This is a genomic window from Cryobacterium gelidum (assembly GCF_004403985.1).
In the GTDB taxonomy this organism is placed as follows: domain Bacteria; phylum Actinomycetota; class Actinomycetes; order Actinomycetales; family Microbacteriaceae; genus Cryobacterium; species Cryobacterium gelidum.
This window is the reverse complement of the sequence record NZ_SOHL01000027.1, coordinates 144,568-161,108: the sequence shown is the minus strand read 5'-3', so window position 1 is coordinate 161,108 and position 16,541 is coordinate 144,568. Positions and strand designations below refer to the sequence as shown.

The 16,541-nt window shown below is 64.0% G+C and carries 15 protein-coding genes and 1 tRNA gene; 14 read left to right on the top strand and 2 right to left on the bottom strand.

Going from position 1 to position 16,541, the window contains the following annotated elements:
* Positions 1-36 precede the first annotated feature (36 nt).
* Positions 37-714, bottom strand: coding sequence for a hypothetical protein (locus tag E3T50_RS13850; protein ID WP_198417995.1), 678 nt, complete (start codon positions 712-714; stop codon positions 37-39).
* Positions 715-884: 170 nt separating this feature from the next.
* On the opposite strand from E3T50_RS13850, the gene recO reads away from it, so the two are divergent.
* The 14 genes from recO (at position 885) to E3T50_RS13785 (ending at position 15,820) form a co-directional block, all read left to right on the top strand.
* On the top strand, positions 885-1,607 hold the full coding sequence (gene recO, locus E3T50_RS13845; protein WP_134462882.1) for a DNA repair protein RecO: 723 nt from the start codon (positions 885-887) through the stop codon (positions 1,605-1,607).
* Positions 1,604-2,422, top strand: a complete 819-nt coding sequence (locus tag E3T50_RS13840; RefSeq protein WP_241978428.1) for an isoprenyl transferase — start codon at positions 1,604-1,606, stop codon at positions 2,420-2,422. The genes recO and E3T50_RS13840 overlap by 4 nt, the downstream gene beginning before the upstream one ends.
* Positions 2,423-2,483: 61 nt before the next feature.
* Positions 2,484-3,197, top strand: coding sequence for a DsbA family oxidoreductase (locus tag E3T50_RS13835; RefSeq protein WP_420898737.1), 714 nt, complete (start codon positions 2,484-2,486; stop codon positions 3,195-3,197).
* Entirely contained in the window at positions 3,194-3,337 is a 144-nt protein-coding gene (locus E3T50_RS16290; protein WP_166784312.1) for a hypothetical protein, read from the top strand. Before E3T50_RS13835 ends, E3T50_RS16290 begins: the two co-directional genes overlap by 4 nt.
* A gap of 138 nt (positions 3,338-3,475) precedes the next feature.
* On the top strand, positions 3,476-4,648 hold the full coding sequence (gene dusB / locus E3T50_RS13830; protein ID WP_134552678.1) for a tRNA dihydrouridine synthase DusB: 1,173 nt from the start codon (positions 3,476-3,478) through the stop codon (positions 4,646-4,648).
* On the top strand, positions 4,641-5,891 hold the full coding sequence (locus tag E3T50_RS13825) for a deoxyguanosinetriphosphate triphosphohydrolase (RefSeq protein WP_134462876.1): 1,251 nt from the start codon (positions 4,641-4,643) through the stop codon (positions 5,889-5,891). Before dusB ends, E3T50_RS13825 begins: the two co-directional genes overlap by 8 nt.
* A 68-nt stretch (positions 5,892-5,959) precedes the next feature.
* Positions 5,960-7,825, top strand: coding sequence for a DNA primase (gene dnaG, locus E3T50_RS13820; RefSeq protein WP_134552676.1), 1,866 nt, complete (start codon positions 5,960-5,962; stop codon positions 7,823-7,825).
* 178 nt (positions 7,826-8,003) lie between these two features.
* Complete coding sequence (locus E3T50_RS13815; protein ID WP_134552674.1) at positions 8,004-9,641, top strand: ABC transporter substrate-binding protein; 1,638 nt, start codon at positions 8,004-8,006, stop codon at positions 9,639-9,641.
* Positions 9,642-9,740: 99 nt separating this feature from the next.
* Positions 9,741-10,832 (top strand): ABC transporter permease, encoded by a 1,092-nt coding sequence (locus tag E3T50_RS13810; protein WP_174844760.1) that lies wholly within the window; start codon positions 9,741-9,743, stop codon positions 10,830-10,832.
* Between the two features lie 2 nt (positions 10,833-10,834).
* Positions 10,835-11,914, top strand: coding sequence for an ABC transporter permease (locus E3T50_RS13805; RefSeq protein ID WP_134552672.1), 1,080 nt, complete (start codon positions 10,835-10,837; stop codon positions 11,912-11,914).
* The gene (locus E3T50_RS13800; RefSeq protein WP_241990929.1) at positions 11,914-13,611 is read left to right on the top strand and encodes a dipeptide ABC transporter ATP-binding protein; all 1,698 of its coding nucleotides are present in this window, start codon (positions 11,914-11,916) and stop codon (positions 13,609-13,611) included. The genes E3T50_RS13805 and E3T50_RS13800 overlap by 1 nt, the downstream gene beginning before the upstream one ends.
* A 5-nt stretch (positions 13,612-13,616) precedes the next feature.
* Positions 13,617-14,519 carry an ATP-binding cassette domain-containing protein gene (locus E3T50_RS13795; protein ID WP_134552670.1) on the top strand — a complete coding sequence of 301 codons (903 nt, stop codon included), beginning with the start codon at positions 13,617-13,619 and terminating at the stop codon, positions 14,517-14,519.
* Between the two features lie 229 nt (positions 14,520-14,748).
* A tRNA-Asn gene (locus tag E3T50_RS13790) sits at positions 14,749-14,821 on the top strand.
* 123 nt (positions 14,822-14,944) lie between these two features.
* Positions 14,945-15,820 (top strand): sensor histidine kinase, encoded by an 876-nt coding sequence (locus E3T50_RS13785; RefSeq protein WP_134552668.1) that lies wholly within the window; start codon positions 14,945-14,947, stop codon positions 15,818-15,820.
* Between the two features lie 119 nt (positions 15,821-15,939).
* On the opposite strand, the gene def is transcribed toward E3T50_RS13785, so the two are convergent.
* Entirely contained in the window at positions 15,940-16,512 is a 573-nt protein-coding gene (gene def / locus E3T50_RS13780; RefSeq protein ID WP_134552666.1) for a peptide deformylase, read from the bottom strand.
* Between the last annotated feature and the right edge of the window lie 29 nt (positions 16,513-16,541).

Below are 16,541 nucleotides of genomic sequence, written 5' to 3'. Positions count from 1 at the left end.
TGTATCGAATGCGCGGTGATCAGGCCTGCACGGGGATCAGGCCAGCGCGGGGAGCTGCACCGTTCGATCGGTCGTGCGCGCCCCCAACAGGGCGCGGCAGTCATCGATCGTGTGTTCGAGCAGCGTGTAGAGCCGGGCGTCCGGGTCGGCGATGCAGGCCTCTCCGACACCCTGTACCGCGACGCGAATGATCGTGTCGGCGGTGCGCGGTGTGAACTTGGTGTGCGACCAGGAATGCACGCTGCCGATAAAGTCGCGGGCCCAGCGTTCGGCATCGGGCGCCTCATCGAGCGCGGCCCGAATGAGTGGGCGCACGCGCTCAGCCAATGCCGGGTCCAGAACGGATGTGTTTCGTTCGCAGGTGAGAACCCCCACGGCGAGTGCGCGCTGGCGTTCCAGGCTCGCCACCGGGAGCGCTTCGCACCCGGCACGTAACGCAACGACGACCTCAACTCGCCGATCAGAGCCCGTCACGCCGATCACCGAGGGAATCAGCAGGGCGAGCCGCGACCTGGCGTCGTTGGAAGTGCAATCGTTGACCATGCGTGCGAGCGAGGCGAGCACCGGATGGGTGCAGGCGGGGTGGTCGCTCCAGGACTCGCCAGCGAGATAGGAGGCGAATTCCATGAAGCAACCGCCGCTCTTTGGACTGCGATGTTTGCCACGTGACAGCACGGGCATAATGTCGGGCAAACTGCCCTGGACTGGTTTCATGAAAAACCTCCATACCACGGGGACTAAGTGCCCTTAAGTCTCCCCCCGTACGGTCCGAAAAACCAGAGCCAGGAGCGACTAGTGACAAATTTTCAGTGTCCAGATGCCATTGGGTTTCGGGGAACGCCAGTCGTGACCGTTCTCACCCCGGCGAGGTGGGATAATTATCTGTGCCTGTCTACCGAGATGAAGCTGTCGTGCTGCGCACCCACAAGCTGGGTGAAGCCGACCGCATTGTCACCATGCTTACCAGGCAGCACGGCAAAGTGCGCGCTGTCGCCAAGGGGGTGCGGCGCACCGGCTCTAAATTCGGTGCCCGCCTCGAGCCGTTCATGGTCGCCGACGTGCAGCTCTACGAAGGCCGCAGCCTCGACATCATCACGCAGGCCGAGTCCCTCGGCTCCTACGGCGCTCTGATCACCGCCGATTACGGCAGTTACACCGCCGCGAGCGTCATGGTGGAAACCGCCGACAAGCTCACCGAATCCGAAGGGTCGCTGCAGCAATACCTGCTGCTGGTCGGCGCGCTGCGATCGCTGTCCCGCCAGGAACACGGCTCCCACTTGACCCTCAACTCCTATTTGCTGCGCGCTGTGTCGATGGCCGGATGGGCGCCGAGCTTTCAGGATTGCGCGCGCTGCGGCGCCCTCGGGCAGCACAGTGCCATGGTCGTGCAGCTTGGCGGCATCGTCTGCGATGCCTGCGCGCCCCCCGGCTCACCCCGGCTCGACCCGGCGACGATCGGCCTGCTCAGCGCGCTGCTCACCGGCGACTGGGAGCACGCCGCCGCGAGCCCGGACCGCACGCAAGGCCAGGCGGCGGGCGTCGTCGCTGCCTACACGCAGTGGCACCTGGGCCGCGGACTTCGCTCGCTGGAACACGTCGCCCGATGATGGCCAGTCTGTTCGGCCACAAAGGATCCACGCACAAAGACGCCGTTCCCTTCAAACCGCTCGACTGGACTGGTCTGTACCCGCCCGCACTGCCCCGCAAGGTGATACCCGAGCACGTCGCCGTCGTCATGGACGGCAATGGCCGCTGGGCCAACGGCCAGGGCTTCACCCGGATCGAGGGACATAAGGCCGGCGAGGCAGCCCTGCTCGACGTCGTCGCCGGTGCCATTCAGATCGGCGTCAAGCACCTCAGCGTCTACGCTTTCTCCACCGAGAACTGGAAGCGTTCGCCCGACGAGGTGCGTTTCCTCATGGGCTTCAACCGCGACGTTCTGCATCGCCGTCGCGATCAACTCAACGAGTGGGGCGTTCGGGTCAAGTGGGCGGGGCGCAAGCCGAAGCTGTGGGCATCCGTCATCAACGAACTGCAGTTTGCCGAGCGGCTCACCGCCGGCAACAACGTGCTCACCCTCACGATGTGCGTGAACTACGGCGGTCGCATCGAGATAACGGATGCCGTGCGCGCGCTGGCCGAGGACGTCGCCGCGGGCAGGTTGAAGCCATCGGGCATCACCGAGAAGGCCATCGCGAAGCAGCTCTACGTGCCGGATCTGCCCGACGTCGACCTGTTCGTGCGCAGCTCGGGGGAGCAGCGCACGAGCAACTTTCTGCTGTGGCAGAGCGCGTACGCGGAGATGGTCTTTCTCGACCAGCTCTGGCCGGACTTTACCCGGGTGGACCTCTGGCACGCCGTTGAGTTGTACGCCGCCCGCAACCGGCGGTATGGCGGCGCGGTTGACACTCCCACGGCCTGAACGCACCCTCCACGTATTTCCGGGTGGGAATACGACGGTGTGGAGTCCCGTTCAACTGAGTGTGACTGATACAAGTACAACGGAATCCACCAATGCAGCAGCGCCCGCATCCACGGGCACCGATCCGATCAAGGTCGACATCTGGTCTGATGTGCAGTGCCCCTGGTGCTACATCGGGAAACGTAAATTTGAAGCCGGAGTCGCGCAATTCGACGGTGCGGTCGAGGTCGAATATCACAGCTTCGAGCTAGCCCCCGATACCCCGGTCGATTACGACGGCACACCGTCGGAGTATCTGAGCCAGGCAAAAGGCATGTCGCTCGCACAAGTCGCCGAGATGCTCGAACGTGTCACCGGCATCGCCGAGAGCGTCGGCCTGCACTATGACTACGATTCGGTGCACCAGACCAATACGGTCATCTCCCATGAGTTGCTGCACTACGCCAAGGCACACGGTCGCCAACTCGACATGAAGGAGCGCCTGCTGAAGGCCTACTTCATCGATGGGCGTCACATCGGCCGTATCGAGGACCTGGCCGATCTGGCCGCGGAAATCGGTCTCGATCGTGCCGACGTCGTGCAGGCGTTGACCGCGCACGACTTTTTGGCCGATGTCAAGGCAGATGTTGCGCAGGCTCATGAATACGGTATCCAAGGCGTTCCATTCTTCGTCATCGATGGCAAGTACGGCATCTCCGGCGCGCAGGATCCTGCTACTTTTACGCAGGCTCTCAACCAGATACTCACCGAAAAATCAGAGGAGAAAACCGCATGAGCGACACCAACACCACTTCTACCGTCCCGCCGGTGTACACCGACGCAGCGGAACGACCCACGATCCAACTCCTCGGACAAACCGAGGCGACAACGGATGATGCCGCCGGCTCGTGCTGCGGTGGCGGCTGCTGCAGCTAACCCCAGCCCCATTTCACGAAAGCGTAGCTGTCGCATGGCCCGCCCGACGGGGCCCGGCAGTTGCGCTTTTGTGTGCCGCCGCAGCTGCCGTCCCGGCCGATTCGCGGTTCCCTCGCTTTCTGGGAGAATTGGAGCAACATGACTTCACGCATCCCCACCGTCGACCCGTCGGCGTTGATCACACCGCTACGGATCGGTCCGCTCACGCTCGATGTGCCCGTCGTGCTCGCGCCGATGGCCGGCATCACCAACACGGCCTTCCGTCGACTGTGCCGCGAATACGGCGCTGGACTGTTCGTCAGCGAAATGATCACTTCGCGCGCGCTCGTGGAACGCAATACCGAGACGATGCGGCTGATCACCCACCACGAAAGCGAAACCACCCGTTCCATCCAGCTCTACGGTGTTGACCCGAAAACGGTCTCCGAAGCCGTGACCATGCTCGTCGCCGAGAATCGCGCCGATCATATCGACCTCAACTTCGGCTGCCCGGTGCCCAAGGTCACCCGCAAGGGCGGAGGAGCGGCCCTGCCGTGGAAGACCGGCCTGTTCCGTCAGATTGTCGAAGCGGCCGTCATCGCGGCCGGCCCGATTCCCCTGACCGTGAAAATGCGCAAAGGCATCGACGCCGACCACCTCACCTACATCGAAGCCGGCAAGGCCGCCGCAGGAGCCGGCGTCGCATCCATTGCCCTGCACGGTCGAACGGCCGCCGAGTTCTACTCCGGCCACGCTGACTGGTCCGCCATCGAAAAGCTCAAGAACGCCATCAACGACGTTCCGGTGCTCGGCAACGGTGATATCTGGTCAGCAGATGATGCCCTGCGCATGGTCCGTGAGACCGGATGTGATGGCGTCGTTGTCGGGCGTGGCTGCCTGGGCCGTCCGTGGCTGTTCGGCGATCTCACTGCAGCGTTCCGCGGCGAGAAAATCAAAGCCGAGCCGGGCCTGGGGCAGGTCATCGACGCTTTTCGCCGCCACGCCGAACTGCTCACCGAATTCTTCGACAGCGAGGACCGCGCCTGCCGCGACATACGCAAGCATGTTGCCTGGTATTTCAAGGGCTACCCGGTGGGCGGCGACCTGCGTGCGAGCCTCGCCATGGTGCAGTCCCTTGCGCAGCTCGACGATCTGCTCGGCACCCTCGACGCCTCATTGCCCTACCCGGGCGCCGACGTCGAAGGTCCGCGGGGTCGGGCGGGGACACCGAAAAAACCGTCGCTGCCCGAGCACTGGCTCGACTCGCAGGATCTCGTCGGTGCGCAACGACTGAATTTGACCGAGGGCGAAGGGGACACCAGCGGTGGCTAATAAGACCGGATACAGCGAGATCGACGAGGCCCGTTGGCTTCCCGAGGAGCACGACTCGCGGCGCAGCGATTTCGCGCGCGACCGCGCGCGCCTGCTGCACTCGAGCGCCCTGCGGCGGCTCGCGGCCAAGACGCAAGTGCTCAGCCCCACGGCCGGACTCGACTTTGCCCGCAACCGGCTGACTCACTCGCTCGAGGTTGCTCAGGTCGGACGGGAGATCGCAGCGCGCCTCAACGTCGACCCCGACATCGTCGATACCGCCTGCCTCGCGCACGACATCGGGCATCCGCCATTCGGTCATAACGGGGAGAAAGCACTCAATCTCTGGTCCGAAGATATCGGCGGTTTTGAGGGCAACGCCCAGACTCTGCGCCTGCTCACCCGGCTGGAGCCCAAGGTGTTCGGGCCCGACGGGCACAGCTATGGCCTGAACCTCACCCGGGCAAGCCTCGACGCGAGTTGTAAGTATCCCTGGCCCGAGGGGTCCTCGGTCTACGACCCCAGCGGGCGCGCCAAATTTGGGTTCTATCAGGAGGACATTGCCGCGTTCGAGTGGTTGCGTGAGGGAGCGCCCGACCGCCAGCTCTGCATCGAGGCCCAGGTGATGGACCTTTCCGACGATATTGCCTACAGCGTGCACGACTTCGAAGACGCCATCGTCAATGGATATGTAGACGTGGCGGCCTTGAGCAGCCGCACCAACCATGACGAGCTCCTCGCCACGATGTCGGAATGGATCGGCGACGCAACCAGTGCCGATGACCTCGCGATGGCGTTCAATCGGCTCGATTCCCTCGACGTCTGGATGGACTCCTGGACCGCCGGACGTCGCGACCAAGGTCACCTCAAGAACCTCACGAGCCAGCTCATCGGCCGCTTCAGTGGGGCCGCGGTGCACGCCACCAAGCATGCGCACCCCGGTGCCAGCATGCTGCGGTTCGGGGCGAACGTGATCGTACCCCGCGAGATCCAAGCCGAGATCTCCGTACTCAAGGGCATCGTCGCCGCCTTCGTCATGACCCGCAACACCCGCAAACCCATCTACGTGCAGCAACGCCAGGTGCTCACCCTGCTCGCTGAGACGCTGCACCAGTCGGGCGACGAACACCTCGATCCCGGTTTTCGGGAAGACTGGCATGCTGCCACCGACGATGCGGCCCGCAAGCGCGTTATCGTCGACCAAGTCGCCAGCCTGACCGACCAGTCCGCCTTGGCCTGGTATGAGCGCCTCGTGCAGGGCTAGCGGCACGGCCTCAAGCTCCGGCCGCCTCGTGACCGGAGGCCGTCGCACCGAGACGATATAATTGAGGCATGGCCGGACTGATTCGACAAACCGATATCGAAGAGGTCAAGGCCCGCACCAATATCGCCGACATCATCGGCGATTACGTCACCCTGAAGTCGGCCGGCGTCGGATCGATGAAGGGCCTCTGCCCCTTTCACGACGAACGCAGCCCGAGCTTCCACGTGCGGCCGCAGGTTGGTTTCTACCACTGCTTCGGTTGCGGCGAAAGCGGCGACGTCTACTCGTTCCTGCAAAAAATGGACCACGTCAGCTTCAGCGAGGCCGTCGAGCGTCTAGCGGGCCGGGTCGGCCTCGACCTGCACTATGAGGACGGCTCCGGCGCTGCCCCCGACCACGGCAACCGTGCGCGGCTCCTCGCCGCCAACCAGGCGGCCTCTGACTTCTTCGTCGATCAGCTCGGCAGCGCCGGTGCCGAGGTCGGCCGGGCCTTCCTGGGTCAGCGCGGCTTCGACGCCGCGGCGGCGACCCGGTTCGGGGTCGGCTTCGCGCCGAAAAGCTGGGACGAGCTGACGAACCACCTGCGCGGTCGCGGGTTCACCACCGAAGAACTCACCCTCTCGGGCCTGGTCTCGAGTGGCGACCGTGGCATCTACGACCGCTTTCGGGGTCGCCTGGTCTGGCCGATTCGCGACATCACCGGGCAGACGATCGGTTTCGGCGCCCGCAAGCTGCTCGACGACGACAAAGGCCCCAAATACCTCAACACGCCCGAGTCGCCGGTCTACCATAAAGCCCAGGTGCTGTACGGCCTCGACCTCGCCAAACGGGACATCTCCCGCAGCCACCAGGTCGTTGTGGTCGAGGGCTACACCGACGTCATGGCTTGCCACCTGGCCGGCATCACCACGGCCGTCGCCACCTGCGGCACGTCGTTCGGCGTCGACCATATCAAGGTCCTGCGCCGGGTCCTCGGCGACGACTCGGGCGTCGGCGAAGTCGTGTTCACTTTCGACCCGGATGCTGCCGGTCAGAAAGCCGCCATGCGCGCCTTCAGCGAGGAACAGCGTTTCTCCGCCCAGACCTACGTGGCCGTTGGACCGGAAGGACTCGACCCCTGCGACCTGCGCCTGCAGCGCGGCGACGATGCCGTGCGCCGACTGGTCGACTCGAAGAAGCCGATGTTCGAGTTCATGATTCGGCAGATCCTCTCCCAATACAACCTCGACACCGTCGAGGGTCGTACGGCGGCCCTCCGCGCTGCCGCCCCCATCGTCGGCGACATTCGCGACCCCGTTCTGCGCCCCGGTTACACGCGCGAGCTCGCGCGCATGCTCGGGGTCGACATGGGCGAAGTCGCCAAGGCCGTGTCGAACGCCCAGTCCGGGGCACGCTCGTCGGCCAGCGGTGGCGCGAACGCGCCTCGTCATGCCGGCGCGGTCGAAGCGCCAGCAGAACGCCCATTCTCCCTGGTCGAACTCCCCGGCGACCCGGTCACCCGGCTGGAACGTGATGGCCTGATGGCCATGCTTCAGCGGCCGACACTGATCGGCCGAGACATCCTCGACAGCGCGGTGCAGACATCCTTCACCAACACGTCGCTCGCCGTCGTGCGGGACGCCATGGCCGCCAGTCTCGCGCATTTCGAAGCGCCCGACTGGCTCGATCGGGTGGTCTCCGAGGTGCCGGACACCTTCAAAAACCTCGTGCAGGAACTTGCCATGGCGAACCTTCCGGAGCGCACCGAGAAAGACGTCGCCCGTTACGTGCGCGAGATCACGATTGTTCTGATTGACAAGGACCTTCTCCGGCTGAAGGCAGAATTGCTCGGTCGCCTTCGGCGGGCGGATGCCAGCGACACCGAGATCTACCGCACCCTGCAGCGTGAACTCGTGCGGGTCGAGGCCGAGCGCCGCGCCCTCCGTGAGGAATGACCCGGCCACCTCACACTGCAACACATGAGCCCGAGTTTGTTGCAGATATGTAAAGAAGCTGCGCCGGATCGTTGCCGTCTGCGAATTCTGTGCTAATTCTTACCTAACAGCAATGTCCAGCTGTGCCTCTCTTTGGCGCTCCTGGTCATGGGACTCCGACAGGAAGAGGACGACGGATATGACATCCGCATTTACCAACGGCAAGCGCGCGCTCGTTGCCACAACCGGCCTCGCGGTCGCAGCACTGGTTCTATCCGGCTGCGCGGCTGGGGGAAGCACCACCACCCCCGACTCCGCGGGCGGCCCGATCACCATCGGCACCACCGACAAGGTCACCACGCTTGACCCCGCTGGCTCCTACGACGCGGGGTCCTTCGCCGTGCAGACCCAGGTGTTCCCGTTCCTGATGAACAGCGCCTTCGGCACCGCGGATGTCGAACCCGACATCGCGGTCAGTGCGGAGTTCACGTCGCCGACAGAATACACCGTCGTCCTCAAGCCAAACCTCGAATGGGCCAACGGCAATGCGCTCACCGCGTCCGACGTCAAGTTCAGCTTCGACCGCCAGCTGACGATCGCTGCTGACAACGGTCCGTCGTCCCTGCTCTACAACCTGGACAGCACCAACGCCGTCGATGACACGACGGTCGTCTTCACGCTCAAGGCTGGGAACGACCAGATCTTTCCGCAGATCCTGTCCAGCCCTGCCGGAGTGCTCGTAGACGAAGACTCCTTCTCTGCCAGCGCGCTGACGCCCGACAATGACATCGTGGCCGCTGAAGCCTTCGCCGGCCAGTACGTTCTAACCAGCTACAACTTCAACAATCTCCTCTCCTACAAGGCGTATAAGGGATACCAGGGATTGCTCGGCCCCGCTAAGTCGGATGTCATCAACGTCAAGTACTACACCGACGCCTCAAACCTGAAGCTCGACGTTCAGGAAGGTAACATCGACGTCGCCTGGCGCAGCCTGTCGGCGACCGACATCGACGACCTGCGCGGCAACGACGCGGTCAAGGTGGTCGATGGCCCCGGTGGAGAGATCCGTTACATCACCTTCAACTTCAACACCCAGCCGTTCGGCGCGACGACAGCTGAAGCCGACCCGGCCAAGGCTCTCGCCGTTCGCGCGGCCGTTGCTGATGTTGTTGACCGCAATGAGCTCGCCGATCAGGTGTACAAGGGCACCTACACCCCGCTGTATTCCTACGTTCCCGCTGGCATGACCGGTGCCACGGAGTCCCTCAAGGTCCTCTACGGCGACGGCAACGGCGGACCGGACATCGAGAAGGCGACCGCCGATTTGGCTGCAGCCGGCGTCACTACTCCGATCGCACTGAACCTGCAGTACAACGCCGACCACTACGGTCCGGGTTCGAGCGACGAGTATGCGCTGATCAAAGACCAGCTGGACGCATCCGGTCTGTTTGCCGTGAGTCTGCAGTCCACCGAATGGGTTCAGTACGCCAAGGACCGCACGGCCGACGTCTACCCCGCCTACCAGCTGGGTTGGTTCCCGGACTACTCCGATGCTGACAACTACTTGTCGCCGTTTTTCGCTGAGGGCAACTTCCTCAAGAATCACTACGACGATGCCGATGTCACTGCCCTGATCAAGAAGCAGGCCATAACCACAGACCCCGCGGAGCGGACCGCACTGATCGAGGAAATTCAGGACAAGGTGGCCGCCCAGCTGTCGACCGTCCCCCTGCTTCAGGGCGCTCAGGTCGCCATTACCGGTCCCGACATCTCCGGCACCAAAGACACGCTCGACGCGTCGTTCAAGTTCCGCTACGGTGCGCTGTCCAAGGGCTAGACCGACCTTCGAGTAGTGTTTTCATAGTTTGATCACCGGGGGTGTCCAGCGATGCAGTCGCTGGATGCCCCCGATTCTTTGTGCAATTGTGAGGTACTGATGACCACTGTGGCCATGAAAGCGCCCGTACCGGCGGCCGGGCGTAGTTCCAAGAAGAAAACCAGCCCGGGCGGTGGAATAGGCCGCTATCTCCTCCTTCGCTTCCTGCTCATCTTCCCCACCATTTTCATCCTGGTGTCGATGGTGTTCTGGCTCATGCGCACGACGGGTGACCCGATCACCGCGGCGCTCGGCGGAAAACTCGGCCCGGATCAGCTCGCCAAACTCATCAGCGCGGCTGGCTACGACCGGCCCATTCTGATCCAGTACTTCGAGTACCTTGGCCAGATTTTCACGGGCAATTTCGGTACAACCATCAGCACCAATCGTCCGGTGTCCGAAGTGCTCCTCACCTACGGCTCTGCAACCGCTGAGCTCGTGTTCTACGCGCTCATTGTGGCCTTCATCGTCGGCATCCCGCTCGGCCTGGTCGCCGCCTACTGGCGGGACAAGGCACCCGACGCCTTCCTGCGCGTCTTCGCTATCCTCTGCTACGCCACCCCGGTGTTCTTCGCCGGGCTTCTGCTCAAGCTCGTCTTCGCGGTCTGGCTCAATGTGCTGCCGGTGGCCGGCCGCGCCACGGTCGGTTCCGAACTGCAGATGCAATTTCTCCCCGACAAGTCCGGCATCTACTTCATCGACGCGTTGAAGACCGGTAATCCTGCTGTCTTCGCTGATGTCCTGCTGCATGCCGTGCTTCCCGCGCTCGCACTGGGCCTCCTCACGGCTGGCGTATTCCTTCGCCTCGTGCGCACCAACGTCATCGGCACGCTTGGCACCGACTATGTTGATGCTGCCCGGTCCCGTGGGGTCAATGAATTCCGACTGGTCAGCAAGCACGCCTACCGGCCGGCCCTCATCCCGATCATCACCGTCATCGGATTGCAGGTGGCATTGCTGCTCGGCGGGGCCGTGCTCACCGAGACCACCTTCGAATGGAAGGGCCTCGGGTTCATGCTCATTGAATTCATCAAGGCCCGCGACTTCGTGGCGGTGCAGGGCATTGTCGCGTTGCTCGCCGTCATCGTTGCCCTGTCCAACTTCATTGTGGACATCATTGCCGCACTGATCGACCCGAGAGTGCGGTACTAGCCATGACTGCTGCAACTATGCTCGCCCCCAAGGCTCCGCTCTGGACTCGGCTGCCCGTCGTGCACCAGTTCCGCCAGAGCATCGGCCTGCAACGGGGCATGCTCGTGGTGGGCCTCGTCATCACCGGCGTCTTCATCCTCACCGCGATCTTCGCTCCGCTCCTGGCGCCGTACGGTTACAGCCAGTTGCGCGATGACAACGGCACCTTCGGAGCTCAGCAGGCGCCCGGCGGGGCACATCTGCTCGGCACCACAGTCGGTGGCTACGACGTGCTCTCCCGGGTCATCTGGGGTTCGCAGACCGCGATCGCCGTCATGGTTATTGCCGTCGTGCTGTCTATCTTCGCCGGTGTGGCCCTTGGCCTCGTCTCCGGCTACTTCGGCGGCTGGCTGGACCGGGTACTCGTCGTCGTCTGCGACGCCGTATACGCCTTTCCGGCACTGCTGCTCGCGATCGTCATGGGTATCGTCATCTCTGGCGGCCGCTCCGACCTGTGGGGCGGAATCTTCGCCGCGGCAATCTCGATCACCGTCGTGTTCATCCCGCAGTACTTTCGCGTGATTCGGGCCGAAACGGTGCGGATCAAGGCCGAGGCCTACGTGGAGTCCGCCCGGGTGCTCGGTGCCAGCAACGGGCGCATCATGTTCCGTCACGTATTGCGCAACGCCACCCGTACCCTTCCGCTCATCTTCACTCTCAATGCCTCCGAGGCACTGCTGACCCTGGCCGGACTGGGGTTCATCGGCTTCGGCATCGAACCATCGTCGGCCGCCGAGTGGGGCTATGACCTGAACAAGTCACTCTCCGACGTCTCGAGTGGCATCTGGTGGACCAGCCTGTTCCCGGGACTCGCCATCGTGCTCGTGGTTCTCGGCATCACCCTCGTGGGAGAAAGCCTCAACGACCTCGCGGATCCGCGTCTGCGGAGCCGCCGAGCCCCGGGGAACACCGGCGTCGTCGCCGCCACCAGCGTCGTCCCCGGCGGAACCCTGGATGCCGGCCCCGGCGGTATCGACGGGCTCGAGACCGGCCCGCTGGCTCCCGACCCACATCCGAACGACGACCCATTCGAGGCCAAATAATGAGCTCCCTGCCCGACGTCGTTCGCATCGACAATCTCAACGTGACCTTCGCTACCGACGGCGGAGCGGTCAAAGCCGTCGACGGCGTCACTCTGCGCGTCGCCCCCGGCGAGGTTCTCGCCATTGTGGGGGAGAGCGGCAGCGGCAAGACCGTCACCGCGAAGACCATCCTCGGTCTGCTACCGGAGACCGCGACCGCCCACGGCGCCGTCATCCTCAGCAGTAAAGACGGCGCCGACTCCAACGACGTTCTCGCCGTCAGTAAGCAGAAGCTGCGCCAACTGCGTGGAACGGACGTTTCCATGGTGTTCCAGGAGCCGTCCACGGCACTGAACCCCGTGTTCACCGTCGGCTGGCAGATCGCCGAGGGCATTCGCGCCCACGGTGAATTCACCAAGAAGCAGGCACGCGCCAAGGCGATCGAAATTCTCGGCCGGGTCGGCATCCCCGACCCCGAGAGCCGCGTCGACTACTACCCGCACCAGTTCTCCGGCGGGCAGAAGCAGCGCGTCGTCATCGCCATGGCCCTCGTACTCGACCCGGGGCTGATCGTGGCTGACGAGCCGACCACCGCACTGGACGTGACAGTGCAGGCCGAGATCCTCGATCTGCTCCGCCGTTGCCGCGACGAATTCGGCACGGCCATCGTGCTGATCACGCACAATATGGGTGTCGTCGCCGACCTCGCCGACCGCGTCGCCGTCATGTACGAGGGCACGGTCGTCGAGGAAGCCTCTGCCCAGGCGTTGTTCTCCAATCCGCAGCACGACTACACCAAGCGACTGCTTGGCTCGGTGCCGCACGTCGGCCAGGGCACCATTCGGGCCACCGCACGAGCACTCGCCCGCGAACCGGGTTGGGCCGCCGAGACACCGGTCGTCGTCGCCGACAACCTGAAAATTCAGTACCCGGGTCGGCTCGGCAAACCCGGATTCACCGCCGTCGACGGGGTGAGCTTCATCATCCGGCCCGGCGAAGTGCTCGGTCTGGTCGGTGAGAGCGGGTCGGGCAAGACCACCATCGGCCGCGCCATGGCCGGCCTCACGCGGGTGACTGACGGCTCCCTCACCGTGCTCGGCCACGAGATGAAAGGATTCAAGGAGCGCGCCTTCAAGAAGGTGCGCAGCGATATCGGCTTCGTCTTTCAAGACCCGGCTTCGAGCTTCAACCCGCTGCTGACGATCGCGGAGTGCGTGGCCGAACCCCTCGTCGTGCACGGTCGCGCCGCCAACCCCGCTGCAGCACGTACCCGCGTCAACGAACTGCTCGAGGCAGTGCAGCTACCGCGCACCTATGGCGATCGCTACCCACACGAGCTCAGCGGTGGCCAGCGCCAACGAGCGAGCCTGGCCCGCGGTCTGGCGCTGGAGCCGAGCCTGCTGATCGCGGACGAACCGACGAGCGCGCTCGACGTGTCAGTGCAGGCGAAGGTTCTCGAACTCTTCGCCGAGTTGCAGAAGGAGTTCGGCTTCGCGGCGTTGTTTATCAGCCACGACCTTGCCGTCGTCGATATTCTCGCCGACCGCATTGCCGTGCTCTACAAGGGAAAACTGGTCGAGGAAGGCACCGGCGCCGAAGTGCTCGGTGCACCGAAGGATCCCTACACCCAGCGTCTGCTTGCCTCGCTTCCGGTTCCCGATCCGGCCGCACAAGCGCTGCGCCGGAATGAACTCCGCGTCCTGCGTGCGGCGGGATAGACCGCATGAAGCACGGCGCGGCATCCGTTCCCCCGATCCAAACGAGTGATCTGACCATCGAATACCCGCCGCACGGCGCCAGTCCGGCGTTCGTCGCGGTGCACGGGTTCACTTTGCGCATCGCCCCGGGGGAGGTAGTGGGTCTGCTCGGTGAGAGCGGCTCAGGCAAAAGCACCCTCGCCCGGGTGCTCTCCGGTGACGCATTCGCGAGCGACGCCACCGGCATCCGCCCGCAGATCACCGGGGGAGAGGCGACCGTACTCGGGTATGGGCTCCGCCGCATCAGTAAGCGCAAGCTGACCCGGCTCACCTTCGGAGTTGGGCTGCTGGCCCAGGATGCCGCCGATACCCTGCCGTCGACCATGACGGTGGCCGAGATTGTCGCCGAGCCGGTACTCGAACGGGATCGACGCTACAACCGTCGTGCGCTCGGCGCCCAGGTTGCCACCATGATCGATGCGGTGCGCCTGCCGCTGGCCCTTCTCGGTCGGTATCCCTACGAGCTCTCCAGTGGTCAACGGCAGCGGGTGGCGCTGGCCCGTGCTCTCGTATTCGGACCGGAACTCTTGATCGCTGACGAGCCCACGGCGGGCGTTGATGTCATGGTGCGCGACGCCGTGGTTGACTTGATCAGCGAGCTGCAGCAGGAGCGCTCCTTTTCTGCGCTCGTGATCAGCTCCGACCTGGCCGTGTTGCAGCGGGTCGTCAATCGGATCGGCGTCATGCATCAGGGTGTGCTGGTGGGCCTCGGCACCATCGACGACGTTTTTCGGGACCCGTGGCACCCCTACGTGCGTGAACTCGCCGCCGCCCTGCAGCCCACAGTCGCTGAGCCCGACGTCGAGTCGCTCGTCGCCGGCGAGCCACCCAGTACCGGCAATCAAACGGATGCCGCCGTCGGCAGCTAGGAATACCGCGACCGCTGGCGCCCAGTTTCGAGCAGGAACGGTCGCAGCCGGGCCGACACGCCCGACCGTGTTTTCGCGCACGAGACTGCTCAACTGTTGCTGCTGCCCCACTTTCCGCGGGCTGCGCGGGTTTTCAGCCGTCAAAACTGCGTCATCGGAGCCGATCGGAACCCGACTTGGTTTTGGCACAACAAGAAACCTTGGTAAAGTAACAACGCTGTTCAAGCATTCCTCGATAGCTCAATTGGCAGAGCAGCGCACTGTTAATGCGCAGGTTCTTGGTTCGAGTCCAAGTCGGGGAGCGAAAGGTCACTCAGGGCTCCACCCCGGGTGGCCTTTTTTGTGGGTACTTTTCGTGCAGGCAAGAAAGTTCTTCCTAATTTTCACAGTGCGCCATGGCGTCGGCACAAGAAGTGGTGGTCCGCGTGGATTTCTCGCAATTTCTGATATCGACGCTCGGGGTACTGTCCGGAACGCTCCTCGTGCTCTGGACCATCACCCTGCTGCGCTCGCGCCGGGTCATCTTCGATCGCAACGCCGCCGAGCGCGTGCGCATCGAACTGGAACTCTCCCTCGCTGAGCAACAGGGGCGATTGGCCATCATTCGTGAGCTTCAGGATGGCGCGGTGCTCACCATCGCCCGACTCATTACCCGGGCCGAAGGCGTTCGCTACACCGCCGAAAGCGACCCCTCCACGGCAGTGCGTGCGGCCATCGCGCTCGTTGATGACGGCCGCGCGGCCCTTGCCGACATGCGCCGCGTCGTGACGATCGTGCGCGAGGGTGAGACCGTCGGTGCACTGCAGCCCGGCCCACAGTCGACCCGCGACCTGTTTCGCGTCATGCGCGACGCCGGACTCGTGGTGAGTTTCATCGAATCGGGCGAGCGCTTTGCCCTCAAAGCGGGCGCTGAGCTCGCCATCTTCCGCATTCTGCAGAGCGCCCTCTCGAATGCGCTCAAGCACGGCGGCGTCGGCACCGAAGCGCGGGTGTCGTTCACCTGGACCCGGGACGGCTTGCAGCTCCTCGTCGACGATGACGGCATCCGTGCCGCAGCCCGCCGTGACGGCCAAGAGGCCGGCGAACAGGCCGCACGTACCCCGTACACGATCGAGGACGACCTCAAGGCCCTCAGCGAAAGCATTGCAGGCCCCGGAATCACGCAGATGCGTGAGCGCGCCCAGCTATTTGGCGGTGTGTTCAATGCCGGAACGGTTCCCGGGCTGGGTTTCTCGGTGTCAGCCGTGTTTCCGTCGCTGCGCTTTCACAACGGCGTGCACGGCGTGGATCTATCTCGATGACCGGGTAGCCACTACCCGATGGGCATCCATTGACGGCCTATCAGCCCTGGCCCTACTGGCCGCGCCGATCACCGCAGACTTGCGCGCACTAACCTGGCCGCCTCACTCGCGGCCTGCTGTCAGCCTTCGAGGTTGTCGACGCCCGGCGTCCAGCTCAACCCCGGCACACCCCAGCTCTTCTTGCGTTCAACCTTGGCTGCCATCTTCGTGTAGACGTGCTCGAGACGATCGACATACAGCGTGCCGTCGAGGTGGTCATACTCGTGCTGAAAGATGCGGGCAAGCCAGCCGTCCGCTCGAATCTCAAAGGGCCGCTGCTCAGCGTCGACAGCCCGCAGGATGGCGGACTCGGCTCGCTTGAGTGGAAACCGCTCGCCCGGAAATGACAGGCAGCCTTCGTCTTCGTCGAGATCTTCGTCATCCACGGGCCTGGCAGACACCGGTGTGATCCATAACTCAGGGTTGATCGCCACGCCCCGCCATGACACGTCATCGTCGTCCTGGTAGCTGTAGGTGAAGATGCGCAGCCCGACACCCACCTGCGTGGCGGCGAGACCTACCCCCGGTGCGGCGTCCATCGTCTCGAACATGTCTTCCACCAGCTCGCGCAAACTATCGTCAAAATCGACGACTGGAGCGGCGGGGGAGTGGAGAACGGGTTCACCAGAAATTACTATCGCGCGTACGGCCATTTCTCCAGAATATCGTCAAGCTTGTCGAT